Annotated in this window: 24 protein-coding genes; 12 read left to right on the forward strand and 12 right to left on the reverse strand. The window is 58.8% G+C overall.

Annotated features, from left to right (window positions below):
• Positions 1-720: isochorismatase family protein (locus BCY88_RS33545; protein WP_120343209.1), on the reverse strand; the 720-nt coding region annotated here is incomplete at its 3' end.
• Positions 721-1422: 702 nt separating this feature from the next.
• Between BCY88_RS33545 and BCY88_RS40005 the strand changes: the two genes are divergently transcribed.
• From BCY88_RS40005 to BCY88_RS33585, 9 genes are all read left to right on the forward strand, one after another.
• On the forward strand, positions 1423-1563 hold the full coding sequence (locus BCY88_RS40005) for a hypothetical protein (protein WP_183081513.1): 141 nt from the start codon (positions 1423-1425) through the stop codon (positions 1561-1563).
• A gap of 89 nt (positions 1564-1652) precedes the next feature.
• Positions 1653-2321: an RraA family protein gene (locus BCY88_RS33550; RefSeq protein ID WP_120348413.1), complete on the forward strand. Its 669-nt coding sequence runs from the start codon at positions 1653-1655 to the stop codon at positions 2319-2321.
• Between the two features lie 31 nt (positions 2322-2352).
• A complete protein-coding gene (locus tag BCY88_RS33555) occupies positions 2353-3594 on the forward strand; it encodes a pyridoxal phosphate-dependent aminotransferase (protein WP_259461600.1) in 1242 nt (413 codons plus the stop codon).
• Entirely contained in the window at positions 3587-4399 is an 813-nt protein-coding gene (locus BCY88_RS33560; protein WP_120348414.1) for an ABC transporter substrate-binding protein, read from the forward strand. The genes BCY88_RS33555 and BCY88_RS33560 overlap by 8 nt, the downstream gene beginning before the upstream one ends.
• An 18-nt stretch (positions 4400-4417) precedes the next feature.
• Complete coding sequence (locus tag BCY88_RS33565) at positions 4418-5116, forward strand: amino acid ABC transporter permease (RefSeq protein ID WP_120348415.1); 699 nt, start codon at positions 4418-4420, stop codon at positions 5114-5116.
• 3 nt (positions 5117-5119) lie between these two features.
• Positions 5120-5854 (forward strand): amino acid ABC transporter permease, encoded by a 735-nt coding sequence (locus BCY88_RS33570; RefSeq protein WP_120348416.1) that lies wholly within the window; start codon positions 5120-5122, stop codon positions 5852-5854.
• Positions 5832-6560, forward strand: a complete 729-nt coding sequence (locus BCY88_RS33575) for an amino acid ABC transporter ATP-binding protein (protein ID WP_120348417.1) — start codon at positions 5832-5834, stop codon at positions 6558-6560. Before BCY88_RS33570 ends, BCY88_RS33575 begins: the two co-directional genes overlap by 23 nt.
• A 1-nt stretch (position 6561) precedes the next feature.
• A complete protein-coding gene (locus BCY88_RS33580; RefSeq protein ID WP_183081514.1) occupies positions 6562-7836 on the forward strand; it encodes an NAD(P)/FAD-dependent oxidoreductase in 1275 nt (424 codons plus the stop codon).
• A 186-nt stretch (positions 7837-8022) separates the two neighbouring features.
• Positions 8023-8376 (forward strand): RidA family protein, encoded by a 354-nt coding sequence (locus BCY88_RS33585; protein ID WP_120348419.1) that lies wholly within the window; start codon positions 8023-8025, stop codon positions 8374-8376.
• Positions 8377-8412: 36 nt separating this feature from the next.
• Here the strand turns inward: BCY88_RS33585 and BCY88_RS33590 are convergent, their stop codons facing one another.
• From BCY88_RS33590 to BCY88_RS33605, 4 genes are all read right to left on the reverse strand, one after another.
• Positions 8413-9312, reverse strand: a complete 900-nt coding sequence (locus BCY88_RS33590) for a LysR family transcriptional regulator (RefSeq protein WP_120348420.1) — start codon at positions 9310-9312, stop codon at positions 8413-8415.
• A gap of 152 nt (positions 9313-9464) precedes the next feature.
• Positions 9465-10730 (reverse strand): MFS transporter, encoded by a 1266-nt coding sequence (locus BCY88_RS33595; RefSeq protein ID WP_183081515.1) that lies wholly within the window; start codon positions 10728-10730, stop codon positions 9465-9467.
• A gap of 45 nt (positions 10731-10775) precedes the next feature.
• Positions 10776-12218 (reverse strand): carboxylesterase family protein, encoded by a 1443-nt coding sequence (locus BCY88_RS33600; RefSeq protein ID WP_120348422.1) that lies wholly within the window; start codon positions 12216-12218, stop codon positions 10776-10778.
• Between the two features lie 59 nt (positions 12219-12277).
• A complete protein-coding gene (locus tag BCY88_RS33605; protein ID WP_120348423.1) occupies positions 12278-13441 on the reverse strand; it encodes a porin in 1164 nt (387 codons plus the stop codon).
• 120 nt (positions 13442-13561) lie between these two features.
• Between BCY88_RS33605 and BCY88_RS33610 the strand changes: the two genes are divergently transcribed.
• Positions 13562-14500 (forward strand): LysR family transcriptional regulator, encoded by a 939-nt coding sequence (locus tag BCY88_RS33610; RefSeq protein WP_120348424.1) that lies wholly within the window; start codon positions 13562-13564, stop codon positions 14498-14500.
• 143 nt (positions 14501-14643) lie between these two features.
• Here BCY88_RS33610 and BCY88_RS33615 read toward each other — a convergent pair whose 3' ends face one another.
• From BCY88_RS33615 to BCY88_RS33630, 4 genes are all read right to left on the reverse strand, one after another.
• Positions 14644-15183 (reverse strand): cytochrome b, encoded by a 540-nt coding sequence (locus BCY88_RS33615; RefSeq protein ID WP_120348425.1) that lies wholly within the window; start codon positions 15181-15183, stop codon positions 14644-14646.
• Positions 15180-16241: a catalase family peroxidase gene (locus BCY88_RS33620; protein ID WP_120348426.1), complete on the reverse strand. Its 1062-nt coding sequence runs from the start codon at positions 16239-16241 to the stop codon at positions 15180-15182. Before BCY88_RS33620 ends, BCY88_RS33615 begins: the two co-directional genes overlap by 4 nt.
• A gap of 43 nt (positions 16242-16284) precedes the next feature.
• Positions 16285-16548, reverse strand: a complete 264-nt coding sequence (locus tag BCY88_RS40145) for a hypothetical protein (RefSeq protein WP_220669712.1) — start codon at positions 16546-16548, stop codon at positions 16285-16287.
• A 159-nt stretch (positions 16549-16707) separates the two neighbouring features.
• Positions 16708-17736: a LacI family DNA-binding transcriptional regulator gene (locus tag BCY88_RS33630; RefSeq protein WP_120348427.1), complete on the reverse strand. Its 1029-nt coding sequence runs from the start codon at positions 17734-17736 to the stop codon at positions 16708-16710.
• A 412-nt stretch (positions 17737-18148) separates the two neighbouring features.
• On the opposite strand from BCY88_RS33630, the gene BCY88_RS33635 reads away from it, so the two are divergent.
• Together BCY88_RS33635 and BCY88_RS33640 are read left to right on the forward strand one after the other, a co-directional pair.
• A complete protein-coding gene (locus BCY88_RS33635; RefSeq protein WP_120348428.1) occupies positions 18149-19246 on the forward strand; it encodes a porin in 1098 nt (365 codons plus the stop codon).
• Positions 19247-19638: 392 nt separating this feature from the next.
• Complete coding sequence (locus BCY88_RS33640; RefSeq protein ID WP_183081517.1) at positions 19639-20397, forward strand: pirin family protein; 759 nt, start codon at positions 19639-19641, stop codon at positions 20395-20397.
• Between the two features lie 176 nt (positions 20398-20573).
• Here the strand turns inward: BCY88_RS33640 and BCY88_RS33645 are convergent, their stop codons facing one another.
• The 3 genes from BCY88_RS33645 to BCY88_RS33655 all read right to left on the reverse strand — a co-directional run bounded on the left by BCY88_RS33645 (position 20574) and on the right by BCY88_RS33655 (position 23072).
• On the reverse strand, positions 20574-21134 hold the full coding sequence (locus BCY88_RS33645; RefSeq protein WP_120348430.1) for a VOC family protein: 561 nt from the start codon (positions 21132-21134) through the stop codon (positions 20574-20576).
• A gap of 38 nt (positions 21135-21172) precedes the next feature.
• The gene (locus tag BCY88_RS33650; RefSeq protein ID WP_120348431.1) at positions 21173-22156 is read right to left on the reverse strand and encodes a fumarylacetoacetate hydrolase family protein; all 984 of its coding nucleotides are present in this window, start codon (positions 22154-22156) and stop codon (positions 21173-21175) included.
• Between the two features lie 187 nt (positions 22157-22343).
• Positions 22344-23072 (reverse strand): isochorismatase family protein, encoded by a 729-nt coding sequence (locus tag BCY88_RS33655; RefSeq protein ID WP_120348432.1) that lies wholly within the window; start codon positions 23070-23072, stop codon positions 22344-22346.
• Between the last annotated feature and the right edge of the window lie 41 nt (positions 23073-23113).

The following is a 23113-nucleotide window of genomic DNA, read 5'->3' on the forward strand; positions in this document are numbered from 1 at the left end:
CGAAGCGTTCTTGAGCTGCCACACCAGGTTGGCGAACGGCATGTCCAGATCGGAGTACACCTCCTGCGCCTTCGGATCGTCGTTGCCATGCAGCATTTCCACCCCTGCCGTAGCGTAGTCGGTCACCGGAATGCCCGCGCCCGCCAGCCGCTGCAGTCCTACCGTACGCTTGGCATCGCTAAACGTCCCCGATGCGTCGAGCACCACACGCGGATCGTAGCCCGCGGCCTTGAGCGACAGCGCCGGGAACGTGGCACACACCTCCAGCGAAACACCCGCGATCAGAATCTGCTTGCGCCCGGTCTTCTCGATGGCGGCCCGCACATTCGGATCGTCCCATGCATTGATCGAGGTCCGGCTGATCACCGGCACGCCCGGCAGCGCGGCTGTCAGTTCAGGGATCGTCGGACCCCACATGCCGTCGGGCATCGTGGCGGTGACAATCACCGGGATACCCAGCGTCTTCGCGGCTTTGGCCAGCGCCACCACGTTATGCTTGAGCTCACCGGTATCGATGTCGCGCACGCCGGTGAACAGGCCCACCTGGTGGTCGACCAGCACGAGCACCGTGTCGTCTCGCGACAGCAACGAGTACGGCGCGCCCGACGGGGCAACCGTCTTGATTGCAGGCGCGGCGCTGGCCGGCTGGATCGTGGCGGCGGAGGTCGCCACAATGGCGAGCGGGAGAATCACAGCTTTCAGGAGTTGATGGATTTTCATGGTCTTGATTCACGTTGGTATGGGATACGGCAGCGGACCTGAAGACGTCCCGCCGGACCGTCCGGAGCACATTTGCGCCGGGTTGAGATGAATCATATTTGCGCAACGACAATCGATAAATACGGTATTTCTCAACCTATCGTTGCCCACCGGAAACGATAAATGCGCAAATGAGAATCTCAGGCAGGAACGACTGGACGCAGGACGAATCCGTCATCTTCTGACCACCGCCGTGGCAGAGGCGCCCGACGTAAGCAAATCCCCTATCTCCCGCCCGATCATCGACTTCGAGTCGCGTTGCTCAACGCGCAGCGTCCCCTCACCTGGGCGTGACCGAGAGTCCTCACCTGGAGGACGTATTTGGCAACGCGTTTGCATCCCTTGAGACGCTCCGCTCATCTCCAGGCTGCGAATTTCCGACGCGTCTACGGACCCGGAAAACATCCCGATTGACCATCGAAGATAATTCACGCGGAGAAATATCCACGAAAAAAATTCGTGGATATTCAAGAAAATATATCGTTTTCACGAGTATTTATGGAGTTCTAGACTGCGTTCATAGCAGTTGTCTCGACGCAGACGCATGGCATGACGCCATGCCGTGGATGCTTGCCGCACAGAGACAGCGCCATTAAGACTTGCCTGGTGTCCGGCGGCCGTTCGGACCTTGCGCAATCGACGTATCGTCCAGGAGACCAGTCAATGAAGAAGTCACTTCCAGAACTTGCAGTGATCACCGCGTCTGGCGTCGACTTGCGCAGAAATAACGTCATCCCCCGCGACGTCATCGAAACTGGATTCAACGCACACGAGTCACGCGAAGAGTATGAAAGTCGCGAATAAATTCGGATTCCAAAATTCCAATTCTTGAGCGAGCGGTACACCGCAAAAAATGCATCTCGTTCCGAGACCTATAGAGTCAGTTGCCCGCCATGCCCATCGATAATTTTGTGCTCCATCCCGCACCTCCATTAGCCCCTGCCCTTCTTCTGGAGGCCTTTCAGAATGTGGCTACGCCGCACATCAGCGACAACCTGATGCGACTGGCTGGCGTCACCGGACTTCACCGCTTCCATCGCGAACGGAAACTTCTGGGAACGGCCGTTACCGTCAAGGTCAGGCCAGGAGACAACCTGCTGATATACAAGGCGCTGATGGAGATGTCACCCGGTCACGTCCTGATAGTGGATGGCGGCGGCGACGCGACCAACGCGCTAGTGGGCGAGCTGCTCATGTTGTATGCGCAACAGCGCGGCTGCGCCGGGTTCGTAATCGACGGCGCGGTTCGCGATACGGCTGCCTTCTACGATGCTGACTTCCCGTGTTATGCGCGTGGTGCATCGCACCGCGGGCCATATAAGCAAGGACCCGGCGCGATCAACGTGCCGGTTTCGGTGGGTGGGCACGTGGTGCATCCCGGCGACATCGTCGTCGGAGATGAGGATGGCGTAGTGACCTTCCCCGTGAGCGCGGCGCCGTCGCTTCTTGACGCCATACACAGAACTGCCGCTAACGAAGACGCCGTCAAGGCGGAGATTGCCACGGGTGCTGTGCATCAGAGTTGGCTCGACAGGATGCTTTCGTCTCACGGCTTGTTGTAGAGCGATTTCACATCTATTCAGGAGAACCACCGTGACCTTGCAACTTGCCAGTCGCCTCGGCACCGTTAAACCGGCCGCCACCATGGCTGCCAAACTCGTTGTCGACCGCTTGCGCGCTGCCGGCAAGACGATCGTGGATTTCACGATTGGGGAGCCCGATTTTCCTACGCCGGATCATATCGTCTCCGGCGGTATCACCGCGCTCTCGACAGGCAAGACTAAATACACCGCGCCGGGCGGCATCCAGCCGCTGCGCGAGGCCATAGCTCAAAAGCTGTTGCGCGAGAACGATCTACATTTCTCACCCGATGAGATCGTCGTGGGAGCCGGGGCCAAGCAGATCATCTACTCCGCACTTGGCGCCACGCTCAATGAGGGCGACGAGGTGATCGTACCTGCGCCCTACTGGATTTCCTATCCGGACATAGTCTCGCTGCATGGCGGCGTGCCCATTATCGTGCCGTGCGGTGTCGAGACCGGCTTTAAGCTCACACCTGTAGCACTAGAACGTGCGATCACACCAAGTACGCGCTGGTTGATCCTGAATAGTCCAGGCAATCCAACGGGCGCGGTCTATACCCGCGCTGAACTGGAAGGGCTTGCTTCTGTGCTGCGCGCCCATCCGCACGTTTGGGTAATGACCGACGAAATTTACGAGCATTTCGTCTATGGCGGCGCTGAGCACGTTTCTCTTCTGAACGCTGCCCTGGATCTCGCGCCCCGGACCCTGATCGTCAACGGCATGTCGAAGGCGTATGCAATGACCGGTTGGCGAGTGGGCTATGGTGCAGGTCCGCTGAAACTCGCCAAGGCGATCACGCTTCTGTCGGGTCAGACCACGAGTTGCGTGACGACGATGAGTCAGATCGCAGCGACAGTAGCGCTCAATGGCTCGCAAACCTGCGTGGAGGAGGCAGTTGCATTGTTCCACCAGCGCCGTGACCGGATGGTTGCACTGCTTGGCGGCATCCCCGGCCTGACATGCAACCCGCCTGACGGCGCGTTCTATGTATTTCCGAGCGTAAGCGGTCTGATCGGCGCGGTTACGCCGGAGGGCAAAACATTATTGTCAGATCTCGACGTGACGCTGTATTTTCTCGAACACGCGGGCGTTGCAGCAATCGACGGCAGCTCTTATGGCGCACCGTCATATCTGCGTATGTCGTTTGCGACCTCCATCGAGCAGATCGAGTTGGGTTGCAATGCGCTGAAGAAGGCCGTCGATGCTTGCACTTTCCCTCTATCCAAGAATACGGAGCAGTCCGATGCGTAAGTTCCTTCTTTTCGCTGCCATGTTCATGGCAGGCACCGTCATAGCCCACGCCGACGAACTGTCCGACATCAAGAGCCGGGGCGTCCTTGTCTGCGGCGTGTTCAGTGGTGCAGAACCTTTTGCATTTCAAGATCCCGCCTCGCGTGAATTGCGAGGTTATGACATCGACGTCTGCAAGGCCGTAGCAACACGGTTGGGTGTGAAACCAGAGTTCAAGGTGGTGTCGCTCGACGCGCGTATTCCTGAATTGCAGCAGGGGCGCGTCGATATTCTCGCTGCGGTGCTGGGATATACCGCGGCACGCGCCGAGCAGGTTTCCTTTAGCGACACCTACTTTGTGAGCCAGATGAAAATCGCGGTACTGCGGCAGGACGGCTTCAAGTCCGTCGCCAATCTGGCGGGCAAGCGCGTCGGTGCGGTCAGAGGGTCTAGTGCGATTGCTTTCCTGCGCAATGCACTACCGGGCGCAACCGTCGTGACCTATGAAGACGCCCCATCCGGCTACATGGCCCTGGCTCAGGGCAAGGTGAGCGGATTCGCCGCGACAGATGTGTCGCTGCATCGCTTTGCTCACAAACTCGGTGCCTCTACGCCGATTGACGTATTGGAGCCCGCTGTCGGCAGCGAATACTGGGGGTTAGGAATTCGCAAGGGTGAACCTGCTTTCGAGAAGACTGTTAATGCAACCCTGCAGGCAATGGACAAGTCAGGCGAGGTGGACACGATTTTCAACCGATGGATGGGTGCCGGCACGGAGTACCAGATGAAACGCAGTTTTTCCGTTGCCCCGATTCCGCAGAAGTAGACCGGACGAGACAAGATCATGTCGACCAGCTTGAATCTCGTCACATTCCTGACCATGGAGCACGTCGTCGAGTTGCTGCGGGGCTTGCGATTTACGATGATATTGGCTGCGGCGAGCTGGCTCCTGGCCGCCGTTGTGGGAATCCTGCTTGCCATGCTGCGCGAAGGTGGCGGGCGTCTGATCCAGCTGCTCGCAGCCGGCTTCGTAGCTTACCAGCGCAATGTTCCCGCGCTTGCCCATCTCATGCTGTGGTATTTCGGTGTGCCAAGCCTATTGCCGCGAGGTGCACAAACGTGGATCAACGCCAATAACGGCGAGATGATTCTGGCGTTCATTTCAATGGGGTTAAGTGTCGGCGCGTACTTCTGCGAAGACATCCGCAGCGGGTTGCGTTCCATACCCTATGGGCAGCAGGAGGCTTCGCGCGCAATCGGATTGAGCTACCTGCAGACGATGCGTTACGTCATCCTGCCGCAGGCACTGCGCATCGCGTTGCCGCCGCTTGTCAATCACACGGTGCTCCTCTTCAAGAATACGAGCCTTGCCATGGCTGTTGGCGCCACGGAACTCATGTATGCGGTACAGGAAATCCAGAACGAAACGTTCCGTACGTTCGACGCATACCTGGTTGCGACGATTATCTACCTGGCAGTCACGTTGGGCCTGATGGGCGCCGGCGTGCTGATCGCCAGACGCTACCGGATACCCGCGAGGTAACACATGATAGATATCCTCGCGACGTACGGGCCGTTGTTCCTGTTCGGCCCCTATCCGAATGGACCTCTTGGAGGGCTGGCACTTACGTTGGTGCTATCCGTGCTCGGCGTCGGCTTTGCGTTCCCGTTGAGCATCGTTCTTGCCCTGTTTCGAATCAGCCCTTACGCGGTCTTGAATTGGCCGGCCACCATGCTGGTCTACCTCGTGCGAGGCGTCCCGCTGATGCTGCTGGTGTTCTGGAGTTACTTCCTGGTACCGGCGTTCATAGGCCGCCCTGTCAGCGCATTCACGACGCTGGTGGTGACGCTGGTGGTGTACCAGGCCACGTACATGTCGGAAATCGTCAGAGCCGGCATCGAAGCGCTGCCGAAGGGGCAACTGGAAGCCGCGAGATCACTCGGCCTGAGTTATCGCCAGGCGATGCGAACGGTGATCCTGCCTCAGTCGTTGTTCAACATGTTACCGGCCCTTCTTAGCCAGTTTATTTCCACCGTCAAGGAAACATCGATCGGCTACGTCATCAGCGTACAGGAATTGACCTTCACGGCAAGCCAGGTCAATGCCAGTCTGCTGACGAGCCCGTTTGAGGTCTACCTGATTCTCTCGTTTATCTATTTCGTGGTGTGCTACGCACTAACGCAAGCCGCACAACGATTCGAGCGAGGCGTGATGCGCCGGCGCACCACTTTGTCAACGAAGGCAACCTATGGAACCCATGATCCAGTTCAACAAGGTTAACAAGTGGTACGGCCCGTACCATGCACTGGTTGACGTCACCGCGGAAGTGAGCCGTGGAGAGGTTGTGGTGGTGTGCGGTCCGTCGGGTTCCGGCAAGTCGACCCTGATCCGCACCGTCAATCGGCTGGAGGAAATCGAAGGAGGCACGATTGTCCTGGACGGCACGGATGCACATCGGCCGCGGCTGGATTTAAACCGCTTCCGTTCCCGCATTGGGTTCGTTTTCCAGAGTTTCAATCTGTTTCCTCACCTTTGCGTGCTGGACAACATTACGCTAGCGCCGGTAAAACTCGCCCGCAGGCCGGTGCGCGAAGCAAGGGAACAGGCGCTGGCGCTGCTTGAGCGCGTGGGTCTGGCAAACAAGGCGAATGCCTTCCCTCAGCAGCTCTCCGGTGGCCAGCAGCAGCGCGTGGCAATAGCGCGTGCACTTGCCATGGAACCGCCCGTGATGCTATTCGACGAGCCGACAAGCGCGCTGGATCCGGAGATGGTGGGCGAAGTGCTGAATGTTATGAAGTCGCTGGCGCGCGATGGCATGACAATGATGTGCGTCACGCATGAGATGGGCTTTGCGCGCGAAGTTGGCCATCGTGTCTGGTTCATGGATAACGGCAAAATCCTTGAGCAGGCAAAGCCCGATGAGTTCTTCCGGGCGCCATCGCATCCGCGCGCCCAGGCTTTTCTCTCCGATTTGCGTGCGCACTGAAATGCCCCAACTAACGTCAACAGACGAGCTTTCCGGTCGGCGCCAGCGAGTGCTCGTGGTCGGCGCGGGAATCATCGGGCTTGCTGTGGCCCTGCGGCTCCAGCACGACGGACATGGTGTAAGCATCGTTGACCGGGACGAGCCAATGAGCGGTTGCTCCGCCGGGAATGCAGGACACCTGACGGAGGCAAACATCTTTCCGCCACTATCGCTGGAGCTCCTGCTGCAGTTGCCCAGACTTCTGCTCATGCGCGATGGTCCGGTCGTGGTCCGGCCATCCTATGCGCTGCAGATGGCGGCATGGGTGCGGCACGCGTTGCCGACTCTGAATTCGCACACGAAAGAACGGATCGTTTCCACTCTGGCTGCGATGAGCCTGTCCGCGTATGAGGAGTTACGGCAGCTGGCACACCTCTCTGGCGCGCAGGATCTGCTGCATCGCGACGGGGCCATCTGTGCATTCAGGAGTCTCGAAACGTTGGACCGGAAAGCGGCAGCGCTAGCGGTCTGGCAAGCCAACGACATCAAAGTCGATCGCCTCGATGCTGATGAGCTTGCTGAAATGGAGCCGGCATTGTGCAGACCGCTCGCGGGGGGATTCTTCTTCCGGAACTCCGGTCGATGCAGCGATCCGAAGGAATTCGGCATGCGAATGTTTCGCAGACTCACGAATGCAGGCGCGACCTTTCACAAAACCCGCGTAGACGACGTGCAACGCACTGGCGACGGACTAAGGCTTGCAACCTCGTCCGGTCATTTGCAGGCGGATAAGGTCGTGCTGTGTGCGGGCTACGGTACTGGTGAATTGATCCGGCGCCTGGGGGGCACGGCACCGCTTGCATCCGAGCGGGGATACCACCTGATGCTGCCCCAACCTTCTATCACGCTTCGTCGCCCGGTCGCGTTTCCGGAGCACTATTTCATCGCAACGCCAATGGACAACGGTCTACGGCTTGGGGGAACAGCCGAATTCTCCCAACCGGATGCGCCGCCAGATTACCGGAGGGCGCATGCGATGCTCAGTCTGGTGCAACAGTACCTCCCGGGCACCCGTGGTACCGACGCTCAGCCGTGGATGGGTGTTCGCCCGTCGTTACCGGACGGATTGCCCGCCATTGGCGAGCTAGGTAGGCAGCCGGGCGTGTTCTATGCGTTCGGCCACGGACACACCGGGTTGACCTTATCCGGGATCACCGCTTCGTGTGTCTCTGCGCTTCTTGGCGGCGACGCACCAAGTTTCGACTTTAGTCCGCTGGATCTGAAACGTTTTGCGTGACTGCTTGTCACCCGCCGGACGCGAAGTCTGCAGTGACAAGTGAATGTTCGAGCGATGCATTCGCTTCTCGATCCCGGTGCCAACGTGCATCGGCCAACAAACTCAGGTTTTGGACGCGCTCATGAGAGTGCGCAATTTTCCGACGTCGATTGACTGTCGGAGTAACCATGAAAAAAGGAAACCGGTATGAACGACATCGTTAGAATCGACAGCAATCAGCGGATGAGCCGGGTGGTCAAGGCGGCAGGACTGGTGTTCGTCGGCGGCCTTACCTCAACTGACCGCACACTCGACGCAAAAGGACAAACTCAGGCAGTGCTCGAGAAGATTGACGGTTTTCTCGCACAGGCGGGTGTCGACAAGACCCGCCTGCTTTCCGCACAAGTATGGTTGGCAAACATCGATCGTGACTACGCCGCGATGAACGAAGTGTGGGACGCCTGGGTGGCGCCGGGTTGCGCACCGACGCGTGCAACGGTCGAGTCAAAGATGGGCTTGCCTGAGTTTCTGGTGGAAATCGCGGTGATCGCGCTGGCCTGATTCGCCGGCAGCGAAATTTTTATCTGATTCAAGGCGTCATGCCGAACGCGCGAAGTTGCATGATGCCTTGACCAGTTTTGCGATTTCATCGATACCCCGGTCGGCAGCCTCGGCACGATGCACGATGTAATAGTCGACCGGCGGTGTCGTGGGGCGCGTCTTCACCACTTGAAGCCTGCGCGCGAGGACTTCAGCCTGGTAGTACTCGAGCGGCAATGCGCTGATTCCGAGGCCGGCCAAAGTCAATTGTCCAAGCACGGGCAGACTGGTCGTCCTCAACGCCCGCTTGGGCGACACACCGTTACTCTCGAGCCAGTCGTCATAACGCCGCGAGACCGCCGAACTCGTGGATTGCATCAGTAAAGGGTATTCGGACAGCTTGTTAGCCGGCAGTGTCCGGGCAGGCACGTTAAGCAAAGGGCTCGCCATCCACGCAATCTTCACTGTGGTGGCAAAGATCGCCCGATAGCGCTTGTTCCAGTGCTTGTCCCCTGGAAGCACGACGAGGTCCAACGAGTTATCTTCAAGCTGGTCAAATAAATTACGTCCGGCATCGACGTTGGGTTCTACGACCAGACGAGGATGACGCTCTCTGAGAACAGCAATAAACCTGGGTAGCCAGGTCAATGCGCACAGCTCGGTTACGCCAATGCAGATGCGGCCGGAAAAGAAATCCTCTCCCTGAACCGCCGAAATCGTGTTCGACGTCAATTCGAGCATTTCCTCTGCGTGGCCCACAAGCGCCCGCCCCTTTGAGGTCAATGCGGGCATCTTCTGGCTACGATCGAAAAGCGTCGTGGCCAACGCGCTCTCCAGTTCAGCAACTCTCTTCGATATGGCCGATTGTGTCGTGTGCAGATGCGACGATGCCGCGCTAAAACTACCCAGCATGGCCGTCCAGTAGAAAGCCTCGATTTGCTTCAAGGTAATGTTCATGACGCGGTCTCCCGGATGGTCCGAGAACTATATCGCTTTGGTCGAATTTTTGTAGCGCTCCAGCCCGGCTAGCCGGCTGTCTGGAATGTAATCGGCAATACGTCTGTGGATGCCTGATGAGACCGGGCAATCGGAATCTGCTGCTATCGCAATCAGCATCTCGCCGCTTTGTCCGCACTATTCCAGACCTGCGAGATCGCGAGTAAAACAATAATCAGGAAGATGGGTAAACAGCTGAACAACACAATTCGCTGTGGTGAAAACCCAAGCGTCAGTAGAATCCCGCCGATTGCCGGGCCAATCACTGCGCCGACGCGGCCAGCTGCAGCGGCGCACCCAACGCCGTACGGGCGCAAAGCCGAGGGATACGCCGTGACTGCCAGTGTGGCTTGCCCGACGCAGGCAGTGGTTGTCCCCGCACCCACTCCAGCAAGAAGAAACAACACGGCACGTTGGTCAATGGTTAGCAATCCGAGACACGCAATGCACCCGATCGCGAGGCATGCCGTAAGGATCAGCGAGCGCGGCACGCCATATCGGCCGACAAGCAGCAACAGGAACAGATTCCCAGCGATACCGCCGATTGCGCCTGCCGTGGAACCTAAAGCCGCGTTCGCTGGAGAAAATCCGTACGACACCAGCAAGGTCGGTATCCAGAACATGAATTGATAGGTCACCAGAAAGGCAAGGAATGCGATGGACCAGATGAGCGCCGTTCCCAGCGCGAACGGATGCCGAAATAAAGCCGCGATACCGGATGACTGGCGCGCATCCGGCGAGTCGATGCGTACGGTTGAAACGTCCCCTTTCTGATTGTCTGTTCCACGCAGTGCGATCCAGACAAAAGGCAAGCACACGAGCGGCAGCACACCGCCGGTGATGAAAACCGACGGCCACCCATGACGGGCGATCAGTAGCGACGCCAGTAGTCCACCTACGGCGGAGCCCGCTGATAGTCCCGTGGTGGCGACGATGGTTGCCGCGGCGCGGGATCGCTCGCCGGCATGGTCGGCAGTACAGGAAATGGCAGCCGGTACAACCCAGCCAAGGGCGACAGCGGTGACAAATCGCATGACTGAGATACTTACGATCGAATCGGCAAGCGCGGTGCCGAGTGACAGCAACGCGAACGTCCCCATAGCGAGCACGATGAGCCGGCGCCGTCCTGCGCGTGCCACGAGGGCGCCGCTCGACACATAGCCGACCACCGCGCCGACACTCGTAGCGAGAAAGGCGGGGGTCAGCGCCGCGTGTGCGATGTGCCACTCGTGAGCGAGTGTCGGCGCGACGTACGCAATCGATGCGGTATCGAAACCATCCCCCGCCATCACGCAGAAGCAGACAAGGCTGACGATCCATAGCTTTGTATCGATGAGCGATGGCGCAGAGGCGATTTGTGCATGTGACACAGGTTTCATGACGTCTCTCTCTTTGTATGGTGTGGCAGACGACATACGCCGCGGCTACACAGAGTCTCTGTCGAACGACATCAGGAATGGCTCCGTGCCGGAAAAAGCACGCCACCCGGCGATGCCCGGCTGGCCGGTGCGAACGAAGTTCGTAACGCTTGCGCTAAAGCGTGACGCGAGCGGCTGCAACTCGTCGCGACTGAAACCTTCGAGCATGGGGGCATCGAACCAGTCAGCGAGATTGTTGAAGAAGAACGGCAGTTCAAGACAGTGTGGTGCATGCAGATAGGGTTGCCGAGTCTGCAGATCGAAGCGATAGGCAAATGCCTGCCCATGTCCGGCGTAATCACTCGCTATCGCCATCGCGGGCAATCCGAATATTTCTTCTGACAAGGCGTCAACCCACTGTGTATAAGGTGTTGCACCGGTCCTGCGTAAAGCGGCCTGACGATAGCGCAGGGTCGCGTCGTCGCCATGCGCATGCCGGTACCAGCCGAGGACGGACTCGGGCGTGCAATTGATTGACTCGGCTTGTTGCCAGAGGAACGAAGTGAATTCTTCGCGTGTAAAACCGACCATGATCTCGCGGCAGTGTGCGAGCCCGGCACAGTTATCCAGATCATCTATCCAGTCATGCAACAGCTCACCGTCCGCGTAAGGACGAAAGAGCGGCGCCACGGAGCCCGGCGCGGTGCGCTCGCGGGTGGCCGTCGCCACGGCTTCAAGGATACGTGCGGAGGGCTCCCGTGCGAGCGCAGCGACATCTGACACACCGAGAATCTGCATGACGTGGCGTGTTGCGTCGCCGACATCGTCCGGCACCGCACCCAGGCGCCCTGGGCAGCTCAGCATGATAGCGCGCCTGAAAAGACCCTTTGCGTCGTCGCATAGGGTGAGCAAACGTGTCAGTAAGGCTCCGGCGGACTGGCCCGACAGCGTAACGTTGGCCGCATCGCCACCAAACGCCTTGATATTCGAGGCGACCCAGCGCAGCGCAGCCAGCACGTCGCGCACCGTGTTGTTCGATGGCGCACCCGGGGCGTACAGGTTGCCCCAGATGCCGAGCCGGTAGTTGACAGTCACCACAACGATGTTGGCGTCGCGTGCCAGCGTACTACCGTCGTACCAGCGTGTGCCGCCACCTGAACTGAAACCGCCGCCATGCACGAACACGAGCACCGGAAGTCCTTGCGCATTGGGTGGGGCGAAAACGTTGACGGTGAATGCCTGAGCGGATTGTGGATAGGCATCGATGGCCGGGCCCATAACTGCCACGAGCCGGCTTTGTGGCTGCGTAAACACCGCGGGCAAGCCGCTGCAGTCGAGTGTGCCGTCCCACGCCGGGGCAGGCTCGACTTCGGCGAACGGGCCAAGTTCACCGGTGGCTGCGCCGTAAGGCACGCCGAGCCAGATTTCGACGCCGTCGCTCAGATGGCCGCGAACCTTGCCGGAATGGGTTTCGACAACAGGCGCAGGCTGGTTGGAGGAATTTTTCATGGTTATTGATCTGTTTGACTACCGGAGAAAATGAGAAAGAGAAAAAAGACGCCCATTGTCTAGAAAACGGTCTGGATACCTAATGAGGTCACGACCTGGTTACCGGAACTGGATGCGCCAGGCGTGCCGTTAATCTGCGCTCTCGCGCCCGGACCCGCCGCGCGTTGCGCGACGACTTCCGCGTATACCGTGGTGCGCCGGGAGAAGTTGTAATTGACGGTAGCCGCGAGACTCTGTGCATGTTTGTCCTGCAGCACCGCATTGCCATCCATGTAGGTGTACGTCAGACTTGTACCGATCGCGGGGGTGATATCAAAACCGACGGTTGCGTCGTAGGCGGCAATCTGGCCCCCGGTGGCGGTGTTCCTGGTCCAGGTGGCGAGTACAGCCAGCTTCCACGGCGCGGGGCGAATATTGGCGCCGATGCCGATATTGCGGATCCCGTCGCTGCCATTGTTGAGTTGTGGGTATTTGGCCATCGTGTAAGCCGCGCCGATACCCGCCAGCGCGGTGGAGTAATTCGCGCCGAAGCTGCTCGAAGACGAGGCGCCGAACCGCCCTGCCAGACCGCCGAAGCCGTACATTGCGCCAAACGTCAGTCCATTGAAGTTCGCCGAGGTGAACTTCACGCTATTGTTGAGCGCCTCGCCGTTGACACGGTCGAAGTCCATGTCCCCATTGCCACCGTACGGCACCCCGAAACCCGCAAACGGCCCCTGGTGGGCGCCGACAATACCTGCGTAGTACGCGCCGCTATATCCATCGATTGACAAATCGAACATGAAATCGCGATGAGAACCCGCAGTGAGCGTGCCCCATTGATTCGACAGACCAACGTAGGATTCGCGAGAAAACAGCGAACCGTTACCGCCGGCGTTAGCGCCGTTCGCGATGTTGAACATGGCCGAGAGTAGATAAACCGACTTCAGGCCATCACCAAGGTCTTCAGTGCCTCGCAGAAAGAACGTGTTCGGCCGCAAAACGCCGGCGGGGCTCATATAAGTCGACGCACTGCCGCCGACGTTAGTCGCATAGTTCAGACCGGCGCTGATCAGCCCTCCCAGTTCCACGCTGCTTTGCGCATGTGCGTGGGTGACGCTCAAGGCAAATGCAACAGCCGTCGCCGCCGAACATTTATCGAATATCCGCTGTTTTCCCACCGCTGCTCCGCTCGAAAAGGGTTGGTCGGGCCGCCGCGCGCTTGCCGATATAATCGGTTCCATGTGCTGCCTTCAGCGTGACTCCTCGCGGCCTTAACCCAAGTCTGCGGACACTCGGCACGCCAAAAAAACGAATTAACCGGCAAGGAGCATGAAGAAATGTCATGCCCGGGAAAACACTGAATGGAAGACACCAGAAAACGTGTGGGGCGCCTGAAAATGCGGCACCTTTCGGTGATCCACGAAATCGGGCGCACAGGCAGTCTGCAAAAGGCCAGTGAGCAACTGGCGCTGAGCCAGTCCGCGATTTCGAAGGCGCTGACCGAAGCGGAAGCGCTAATGGGAACGCAACTGTTCGAGCGCACGCCATTCGGCTCGCGTGCTACGTTGCAAGGTGAGGTGCTCATACGCTACAGCGCCAGGGTAATGGCCGACCTCGAGCGCGCGGAAGACGAGTGTCAGGCCTTGTCCCGAGGCGAGTCGGGCAAACTGACGATCGGGGTGTTTACACCGGTGGGCTGGTGGAAAGCTTTGTCGCGCTGCGTCGACGTATTCGGCAAAGTGGCTCCGCGGGTGGCTTTGACGCTGCGGCAGGCATCGATGGAGGAATTGCTATCCGAACTCGACGCGGGTGATGTCGACCTGATAATTGGCCGCTGGAACAAGAATAACAACGCCGGAAGTCTGCGCATCGAGCCGTTGTTCCACGACGGCGGTCCGGTGTTTGTCGGGCGCACGCATCATCCGCTTGTTGGCAAGGCGGTCACGCTCGAAGAAATGGTGGCGTTCCCGTGGTTCCTGCCGGAAGGACCGAGTGTGCTGCTGACGAATCTGCGCAATGCGCTGGATGCCGCGCGGGTACCGCTGCCGCATCGGGTGATCTACTCGCACGTCTACACGATCAATCTCGCGATTTGCGCGCAAACGGATACGATTGCCCTATTGCCAGGATTTGCGGTCGACGAAGTCGGCGCCATGTATGGATTGCGTAAGATCGGCTACGCCCCACTGTTCGGCACGCTTCCACTTTCGGCGATCTGGCGAGAGGAGAGTCCAGGACGGGAGGTGGCCGAGAACTTCGTCGCCCAGCTCAAGGCGATTTGTGCGGAAGGCGCGGGCTAGTCGCTAACGGCAGCCACGCGAGGTCCGCACGAACACGGTCAATCGATCAGGCCGCGCACTCAGTCTAATCGTTGCACCAGTAGACGAAACAACCAAATGACGCGGCGAGCGTTTTGCCGCGAGCAAAAATTATGGAAAACCGCCTACTCTTTGCGCCAGGACGCCATTGCCTGAAAGACGCCGTCACGTCTGACCAGTGCATGAAATAGCGCTGCTGCTATGTGAAGAACGATCAGCGCAAAGAAGCACAGCGCGAGAAATCTGTGCGCATTCCAGAGCAGCGTGTGCAGTTCGTTGCTGTGAGGCAAAAACGACGGCAGTCGAATGCCGGCCACAACAATGGGATAGTCCGCTGCGGACAGCATGCCCCAGCCGAGCAGCGGGAGTGCAATCATCAACGCGTAGAAAGCCACGTGCGAGAGATAAGCCGCAAGCTTCATCGGTTCAGGCATATCTGATGGCAGCGGCGGCGCACCTCGCGTAAGCCTGACCGCCAGCCGGATCAGCGCGAGCACGAGAATCAGCACGCCTAACGGTTTGTGAATCGAAACCAGCGTGAGATAGTCGGGACGAACGGTCGATACCATGCCGACCCCGATAAACAGCATCGACAGGATGCATATCGCCATAATCCAGTGCAAAGCGCGCTGTATCGGCGTAAAGCGCTTGTGGCTCGATGTCATGGCTTGACCCCTGCAGTGGGAACGTGCGGATAATCTTTGTCCTCGGCGCTCCGACGGTTGAACGACACCGAGTAGGCGGCCGAACGCGCAGCGGGGAACGGATCGTCAGAAACACGAATGCCCGCAGGAAGGACGGTCGGATCGAAGTTGAGATCACGGCATGGCCCATTGGCTTCGGGTTCGATGGCATTGACCACCAGCGTGCCAGCCTCCACTTTGCGGCGATCGTCGGGCCAGGCCTGGCTGGGATCGGCAGTTGGGTCACCCGGATTGGCGACGGTGACCACCATCGTCCAGCGTTGCGGCGCGCTGCTTACCCGCTGCATGATGTCCGAAGCAAGGAAGTCTGGGCCACGTTGCTTAAGATCGTCCGGAGAGACAGTCTCAGGTTTCGCTTCCGGCACGAAGGACCAGCGCACGACCTGGTCCTGTCCTTGGGCGTTCGTGAAGATAAAGCTGTTGAGGCTGTTATACCGCTCTTGTGCGTAAGATGCCGTCCAGGGCGCGCTGGTCGCCCACGCACCGAACCTCGCGAACTCCGGGTGGGCGGCGATGAAGTTTTTCATTGCATCGGGGTCGTCTTTTCGCGCCGACGCCTGCAGCAGCGCATAGAAGCCCTGGGGCGTCGCAACGGGGAAGAACGGTGCATCGATCATCGCCGAGCGCCACTCGTTTCCATCGGGCGTGACAACGCGCAGACTGAGGCCGCGAACGCGCACGGTGGCGTCTGTGGCTTTCGCATCCGGCGTGGCCAGATTGAAACGTCCTGTGACCTGATACGAACCCGGCGCAAACATCTGCGCCCTGGACAGCGTTGCTGCCGCGCCACTCGACTGGAACGTGCCGGTAAAACAGATGCCTTTGGCGTGGTTACGCCGGAAACCCAAAGCGGGTCCCCCAGGCGGCGCGAGGCCATTGACGATTTTTGCGGGGGTCAGGCGTTCTGGCGAAAGCCACCCCGCGGTGTAGGCGAAGGCAAGCACTACCACGGCAACGACAAGTGCGATCAGGGCCAGCGAACGCACGACGGAAACATTGGAGCTCGGTCTGTCGGTCATGGGACTCTCGATCAGGAGTGCGGGTAGCGAAAATCTAGCAGCATTATGAAACTCGTGCCACGAAGATGTCCGTCGAACCGGCGTTCGTCTCCCGCACCATCTCAACAAGGTTAAGACGAAGGAACGAATCCAACGCATTCGGGTTGGCCATGGCATCGCGGCTTGCCGCTTTGTCAGGCGCACAACCATCCAGCAGTTTGCGCACAGGCACTTCCATTTTCTTGCCTGTGAGCGTGTAAGGGATCTCATCGACCTGGAGCATCTGGTCGGGAACGTGGCGAGGGCTGCAGTCGTCGCGCAAACGCATTGCTATCTTTTTCCCAACCTCTTCGACCTGCTCGAAAGTCCGAGAGCCCTCAGTCGTGCCAATCCGCACACCCTGGCGATTCAACGTCGAGTCTGAGCGACCGTATTTGAGCCGATTGCTTCGCAAATTTGCGCTATCGCTGTGGCGCGGTAACTCGCGCTAGGCAACAACGGCCATCGTCGATTCCCTGACGATCAGTTCCGGACGAAGCACAACGTTGACGTGTGCATCCGAATCACCCTCCAGCGTATCCAGCATCAGATTCGCGGCACGCACACCCATTTCATAGAGGGGAATATGGACCGTGGTCATGGGCGGAAAAATGGAATCCATCAGAGGCATATCGTTATGCCCCACGATCGAAACGTCCTGCGGGCATCGCAGTCCTCGCGCACGGAGTGCGTCATAGCAACCCAACGCCAGCAGATCGTTTGCAGCCACGATCCCGGTAATGCCTGGATGTTTGTCAAGAATGAAGTCGCACGCGAGGCGTCCCGCCTCCCGCGAATAGGCGGCGGTATCCGCGATGGGACACGTATTTTTTCTCAATCCGTGCAGTTTGATTGCGTCAAGGAAACCCTGACGCCGCTCGAAGCCCGTTGATAGCTCGCTCGGTCCGGCGACATGCGCCAGTCGCTTATGCCCTAGCTGGATCAGATGCGAGACGGCCAGGCTCATGGCCATATGGTTGTCGCTTACCACGCAGGAGACTCGACCGCTCTCTTCGCTTCGATTCACGACGACGATCGGCAACCCCTCCTCGAGACAATGTTCGAGAACCGGGTCCGTGCGCCCGGACGTGGCGAGAATCAACCCATCGACATGCCGGCCGACCATCTGGTCGATCACGAATCGCTGCCGCTCTTTGCCACCTTCGGCGTTGGCGATTAGTGGAATCAGCCCTTTCTTGGCGAGTTCGTCTTCAATCCCTCGCAAAATTGGCGGAAAAACAGGGTTGGTGATATCAGGCAAGACAACACCGATGATGCCGGATCGCTTGGTACGAAGCGTCGCGGCGATCCGGTTGGGCGAGTATTTGAGCTGTCGGGCGGCCTTCAACACTCTTTCGACCACATCCGCGCTGATCAGATGGCGCGTGTCTGGATTCATCACCCGGGAGACGGTGGATGAGTGCACGCCGATCGAATCAGCAAGTTCTCTGAGGGTGGCCCTCTTTTTTTGCGTCATAGGTATTTTTTGCGGAGAAAGATTCCGTGAGTCGATGCAGACATTCTACCCGGCGCCTGGCGAACCTCAGCAATTGATCCCTCTGCGGCTGCGCGCCCTCCCCGACGCCCGGCGCACCGCTTCGACCGTCCATCTTGCACATTCAGAAAAATAACCGCAATCGTTTGCACAAATTTCAAGATCCAACATCGGACTATCGATGGAAATTCACGCTGCTCGATCCACGGCAGCCTCAAATTAAGGCATTTTCCGGCAACCACTTAACAAGTACGGGTTCGTAAACCCTTATTTTTTAATGCAATCGATTGCATTAAATTGCCACCAAACTCGCAACGCTCTACGACCAGGAGAGACCACCAATGAAGTTCGAAGGGGAAATTTGCTGTTACGTCGCTAGCGGGGAGATGCTGACATGAGGCAGATCTGTTTCGCGGCAGTCCTCGGAGCAGTCTCGATCGCGCCAGTAGCCGCCGTCGCGGCCGACAGCGCGGTAACGCTTTTCGGCTACCTCAACACGGACATCGAGTACGTTCGCACAAGCGGCGGCCCGGGTGCCAGTTCAACCTGGCGGGAATCGAACAACCTGTCCTTCCTCGGCATAAAGGGAACGGAAGATCTGGGAGGCGGCTGGAATTCGTTCTTTCAGATTCAGGGCAACGTATTCCTGAATCGAGGCGCCGGCGGCGTTGCGGATCGCGATACGTACGTCGGCATCGGCGGACCGTACGGTCAGGTCTCGATGGGCTACCAATTGACACCCTATCGCGCATCGACGTGGATCCCGATCGACCCGTTCTATATGAACACCATTGCCGGCGCCAACAGCATCATGGGTAACGGTTTTTTCCCCGGCGGCAACGCGCAAGGCGATTCGTCGTTCGATCGTCGGCAGGCCAACAATATTTTCTACACCTCGCCGCTCTGGCACGGCCTGACCGCGCAGGTGATGTATTCCTTGCCCAACGAAAAGACCGCGACGCAAACGCCCTCGCTTCTTTCCACTGCGCTGTCCTACAGAACCGGATCGCTCTATCTGTCGTATGCCTATGAGCAGCACACGAGTTATTTTGCTCCGGGAACGATAGATACCGGCCATCGCTTCGGTGCTTCTTATGCGTTTGGTGCGCTGAGTGTGCGCGGCGCGGCGGAGCTTCTTCGCTACGAGCCAACCGCATCAACCTATCTGGCGCGCTGGGCATGGCAACTCGCGTCGGTTTATCAGCTTGCGAACAGCTCGTTTCGCGTTTCGTACATCCAGGCCCAGGCGGCAACCGGCAACTCAAAAATTGGCGTAGGCGGCATCGGCGCGGCGGGAGTCGATTCGGGAGCGAGACAGATCTCGGTTGGATACGAATACAACCTGTCGAAGCGAACGGGCGTTTATGCGGTCTTTAGCCGACTGATGAACAAATCCGGCACGTCATATAACTACTCGACCAATCCCGTGCCCGGAACGCCGACAGGGATGACACTGACAGGGTTCGGGATAGGTATGAGCCACAACTTCTAGCTGGCCCGGATGTGTGTCGCGTTACCGATGAAAAACTCATTCGACCAGGGACGACAGCTGCCGGGTAACAGCATCGCTGCCGTCACGTGACGTGCCGTCATGCCGGAATTTCAATTTCAACTCAAACCGGAGACTGCCTGAACGATGGCGTCTCCGGTTTTTCTTGAACTACGGTGCAGATGAAATCGCCGTCTCATCGTAAGCGACGATACTCCCCGCGCCTCGGCGCCCCCACTATCCCGCCGCAAAGCCGCCGTCCACCCAATTGGACGCTGCGTCTGTTCCCGCTTCCTTCAAATCCAGTGCCGTTATCTATACGCTAGGTACTGTAGTCGATCTTTTCATATCAGGAGCCGACGTTATCGACCCCGATCCATTCAATGGGAAACATTATGCTAGTCAAATCAATTCAAATATCTCGTCCGACGAACGGCGCTCCGTTCAATATCGGAAGGCATTTCTCCGCTACCAGCTTCAAGCAGCATCATTTCGGCGGTCTCATGGAACCGCTGCTGATGGTGGATGAGTTCCGCATGCGCGCACCGACTTTTGGCCCGCATCCACATGCAGGTTTCTCTGCAATAACGTACCTGTTCGAGGACTCAAAAAACCACTTTCTGAACCACGATTCGTTGGGGAATGATCGTGTCATCTCGCCTGGATCACTGCATTGGCTGGCTGCCGGCAGCGGCGTCGTACACGATGAGTGGCCTGGCACAGGCGCGGACCCTGAAGCTCACGGTCTGCAATTTTTCGTCAATCTGCCTGCCGGGAAACGACACATGAAGCCTTACGCCGTCCATCTGGAATCTGAAAACGTCCCGGTTCATCTGGACAGCGGTATTCGGGTACGTATCGTTGCCGGTGAACTTGCAGGTAAAAAATCGCCCGTGCAACTGCCGCAAGAGTTCTCGATCTTTGACGGATTTATGGAGCAAGGCTCCTCGATCGATCTGCCGAGTGTGCCGGATGGCGCGATCTGGCTCTATGCGATGGACGGAAACTTGCAGGTGAGCGCTGCCGGGCAGCCGATCGTTCTTCGCAAGGGTTTCGCGATTTCAATCGAGGCAGCCGGTGGCGTCAATACGATTTCCCTGACCGCGACGGAGCAGAGTCACTTTGTCATGATGTCCGGGGCTCCGGAAGAATGAAGCCAGACGCGAACGCCCGAGTGCACAGGTCCGGCTGCAACGCCGGTATCGTCCCAGTGCACCCGGGCTATTCGCAGGCAAGCTCGACACCTGCAACATTGCGGGCATTCGCCTCTCGCGTGATCAGTACCGTTCACAGCTACATGTTGGGTCAACGTGCGCTGTCCGCACTCACGTTACACGGAGCCTTCGCGCTGATAGCCTTTCGCACCGCCAAACAACGTCGCGCGCTGCGACCAGTCGTGCGTCTTTTCCCACAAACGCAGGACATCCACGGCTTCCTTGCGAAACTGTGCATCCTGCTCCGCGGTGGCTGTCACCGCCGTCAGCTCGAGGCGATGACCCGACGGATCGAAGAAATAGATCGAGTGCAGGAAATCGTCATGATTGGTCGGCCCCACAACCGGGATACCGCGTGCGATCAACGCTTCTTTTGCCCGGTCAACCGTCGCTTTGTCGGCGACGCGAAAAGCAAAATGCTGCACCCAGTCCGGGGTTCCCGCATCTCTACCTGACGGTTCCCCCGTGTCGTTGGGCAACTCGAAGAACGCAATGCAGGCACCGTCTTCCATTTCGAAGAAGATGTGAATGTGCGGGCTATATAGACCCGTCGAGGGCACGTGGTCCTCGCCCATCGCGTGAATGAACTTCAGGCCGAGCACTTCCGTGTAAAAGTCGACTGTCGCACGTGCGTCCCGGCAGCGAAACGCTGCGTGATGCAAGCCTTTGCAAAGCATGATGTTCTCTCCTTTCAGAAACGCCGCCCAGCCGCGATTTATCGCACCGCCGCTACGAAGCGCTGGTCGATATGACCGAAAGTGGACTGGCCGTCGCGGTCAATGTGCTCAATACGAACGCGATCCCCGAAGGCGAAGAACGGTGTCGATACCTTGCCGTCGCGCAATGTTTCGAGGGCCCGGATCTCACCAATGCAGCCGCACCCGACAGACTCATCCTCATTGGATACCGTGCCAAGTCCGACGATCGTGCCCGGCTCGAACGGCCGCGTTTGGGCGACATGGGCAATCAGGTCGCCATAGTGAAACGGTGTGTCGATGCCGGTATCGATGCTGCCAACCGTTTCGCCGCGCACCGAGCACTGCATCCTGCCGCCCACAAGGCCGTCGTGCCAGAGCACGCCCAATTCATCGGGTGTCACGGCAATGGGACCCAGGCTCGAAGGAGGTTTGCCGGTAAGAAAACCGAAGGTTCGCTTCAGCTCGGCGGGGATTAACGCGCGTAACGACACGTCATTGAGGAGCACGAACAGCCGGATGTAGGAACAGGCTTCCTGCGGGCTGACACCCATGGGAACATCGCCCGTCACTGCGGCGATCTCCGCTTCGAAGTCAATACCAAGGGCCTCTGACGGCAATGGAACATCGTCGTTCCAGCCAAGGAAGCCATGTGAAATACCCTGGTAGACCAGCGGCTTGTCCATCAGATCTTCGGGAAGCGCTTCGCCGCGAGCAGCGCGATTGCGCTTGATATGACTCACGTAAGCTGCGCCGTCAAGATATTGATAAGTGCGCGGCAACGGCGGCCCTACTTCGCTCCAGTCGACAGGCACAGCGCCTTCCGCGTGGCCCGCATTCAACGCCGCGTAGAGCGTTTCAAGCTGGGGAGCAATATCATTCCAATCGTCGAGTGCGGCCTGTAAAGTACGCGCAATGGAACCTGCACGTACGAAGTACCGCAGGTCTCGACTGACCACTATCAATTCACCGTCCCGTCCGGAACGCAATGACGCCAGCTTCATATCTGTTCAAGCTCCGATCCCAAGTTTCATCAAACGCGATTTTGTGCGTTTGATGATAGGTGCCGCATCGGGGCCTTCATCGCGGATTTCCACCTGCTGGACACGACCTGTGTCCAGGCATTCTGGAGGGGGTATCCCAGCCGTCCGGACGAGGACGCTATTCGCCCTCGCCGGATCGGCCTGTTTGTCACTTGCTCGAAGCGTTCTTGAGCTGCCACACCAGGTTGGCGAACGGCATGTCCAGATCGGAGTACACCTCCTGCGCCTTCGGATCGTCGTTGCCATGCAGCATTTCCACCCCTGCCGTAGCGTAGTCGGTCACCGGAATGCCCGCGCCCGCCAGCCGCTGCAGTCCTACCGTACGCTTGGCATCGCTAAACGTCCCCGATGCGTCGAGCACCACACGCGGATCGTAGCCCGCGGCCTTGAGCGACAGCGCCGGGAACGTGGCACACACCTCCAGCGAAACACCCGCGATCAGAATCTGCTTGCGCCCGGTCTTCTCGATGGCGGCCCGCACATTCGGATCGTCCCATGCATTGATCGAGGTCCGGCTGATCACCGGCACGCCCGGCAGCGCGGCTGTCAGTTCAGGGATCGTCGGACCCCACATGCCGTCGGGCATCGTGGCGGTGACAATCACCGGGATACCCAGCGTCTTCGCGGCTTTGGCCAGCGCCACCACGTTATGCTTGAGCTCACCGGTATCGATGTCGCGCACGCCGGTGAACAGGCCCACCTGGTGGTCGACCAGCACGAGCACCGTGTCGTCTCGCGACAGCAACGAGTACGGCGCGCCCGACGGGGCAACCGTCTTGATTGCAGGCGCGGCGCTGGCCGGCTGGATCGTGGCGGCGGAGGTCGCCACAATGGCGAGCGGGAGAATCACAGCTTTCAGGAGTTGATGGATTTTCATGGTCTTGATTCACGTTGGTATGGGATACGGCAGCGGACCTG

The sequence above is a fragment of the Paraburkholderia fungorum genome, from assembly GCF_003610895.1.
GTDB lineage: Bacteria > Pseudomonadota > Gammaproteobacteria > Burkholderiales > Burkholderiaceae > Paraburkholderia > Paraburkholderia fungorum_B.

Excerpts from the sequence above, each read along its gene's own strand:
- BCY88_RS33590 (WP_120348420.1), bottom strand. The coding sequence starts at position 9,312 with ATGAACATTACCTTGAAGCAAATCGAGGCTTTCTACTGGACGGCCATG.
- BCY88_RS33655 (WP_120348432.1), bottom strand. The coding sequence starts at position 23,072 with ATGAAAATCCATCAACTCCTGAAAGCTGTGATTCTCCCGCTCGCCATT.
- BCY88_RS33620 (WP_120348426.1), bottom strand. The coding sequence starts at position 16,241 with ATGACCGACAGACCGAGCTCCAATGTTTCCGTCGTGCGTTCGCTGGCC.
- BCY88_RS33635 (WP_120348428.1), top strand. The coding sequence starts at position 18,149 with ATGAGGCAGATCTGTTTCGCGGCAGTCCTCGGAGCAGTCTCGATCGCG.
- BCY88_RS33610 (WP_120348424.1), top strand. The coding sequence starts at position 13,562 with ATGGAAGACACCAGAAAACGTGTGGGGCGCCTGAAAATGCGGCACCTT.
- BCY88_RS33640 (WP_183081517.1), top strand. The coding sequence starts at position 19,639 with ATGCTAGTCAAATCAATTCAAATATCTCGTCCGACGAACGGCGCTCCG.
- BCY88_RS33560 (WP_120348414.1), top strand. The coding sequence starts at position 3,587 with ATGCGTAAGTTCCTTCTTTTCGCTGCCATGTTCATGGCAGGCACCGTC.
- BCY88_RS33580 (WP_183081514.1), top strand. The coding sequence starts at position 6,562 with ATGCCCCAACTAACGTCAACAGACGAGCTTTCCGGTCGGCGCCAGCGA.
- BCY88_RS33570 (WP_120348416.1), top strand. The coding sequence starts at position 5,120 with ATGATAGATATCCTCGCGACGTACGGGCCGTTGTTCCTGTTCGGCCCC.
- BCY88_RS33650 (WP_120348431.1), bottom strand. The coding sequence starts at position 22,156 with ATGAAGCTGGCGTCATTGCGTTCCGGACGGGACGGTGAATTGATAGTG.
- BCY88_RS33565 (WP_120348415.1), top strand. The coding sequence starts at position 4,418 with ATGTCGACCAGCTTGAATCTCGTCACATTCCTGACCATGGAGCACGTC.
- BCY88_RS33550 (WP_120348413.1), top strand. The coding sequence starts at position 1,653 with ATGCCCATCGATAATTTTGTGCTCCATCCCGCACCTCCATTAGCCCCT.
- BCY88_RS33645 (WP_120348430.1), bottom strand. The coding sequence starts at position 21,134 with ATGCTTTGCAAAGGCTTGCATCACGCAGCGTTTCGCTGCCGGGACGCA.
- BCY88_RS33605 (WP_120348423.1), bottom strand. The coding sequence starts at position 13,441 with ATGGAACCGATTATATCGGCAAGCGCGCGGCGGCCCGACCAACCCTTT.
- BCY88_RS40145 (WP_220669712.1), bottom strand. The coding sequence starts at position 16,548 with ATGCGTTTGCGCGACGACTGCAGCCCTCGCCACGTTCCCGACCAGATG.
- BCY88_RS33600 (WP_120348422.1), bottom strand. The coding sequence starts at position 12,218 with ATGAAAAATTCCTCCAACCAGCCTGCGCCTGTTGTCGAAACCCATTCC.
- BCY88_RS33585 (WP_120348419.1), top strand. The coding sequence starts at position 8,023 with ATGAACGACATCGTTAGAATCGACAGCAATCAGCGGATGAGCCGGGTG.
- BCY88_RS40005 (WP_183081513.1), top strand. The coding sequence starts at position 1,423 with ATGAAGAAGTCACTTCCAGAACTTGCAGTGATCACCGCGTCTGGCGTC.
- BCY88_RS33615 (WP_120348425.1), bottom strand. The coding sequence starts at position 15,183 with ATGACATCGAGCCACAAGCGCTTTACGCCGATACAGCGCGCTTTGCAC.
- BCY88_RS33595 (WP_183081515.1), bottom strand. The coding sequence starts at position 10,730 with ATGAAACCTGTGTCACATGCACAAATCGCCTCTGCGCCATCGCTCATC.
- BCY88_RS33630 (WP_120348427.1), bottom strand. The coding sequence starts at position 17,736 with ATGACGCAAAAAAAGAGGGCCACCCTCAGAGAACTTGCTGATTCGATC.
- BCY88_RS33575 (WP_120348417.1), top strand. The coding sequence starts at position 5,832 with ATGATCCAGTTCAACAAGGTTAACAAGTGGTACGGCCCGTACCATGCA.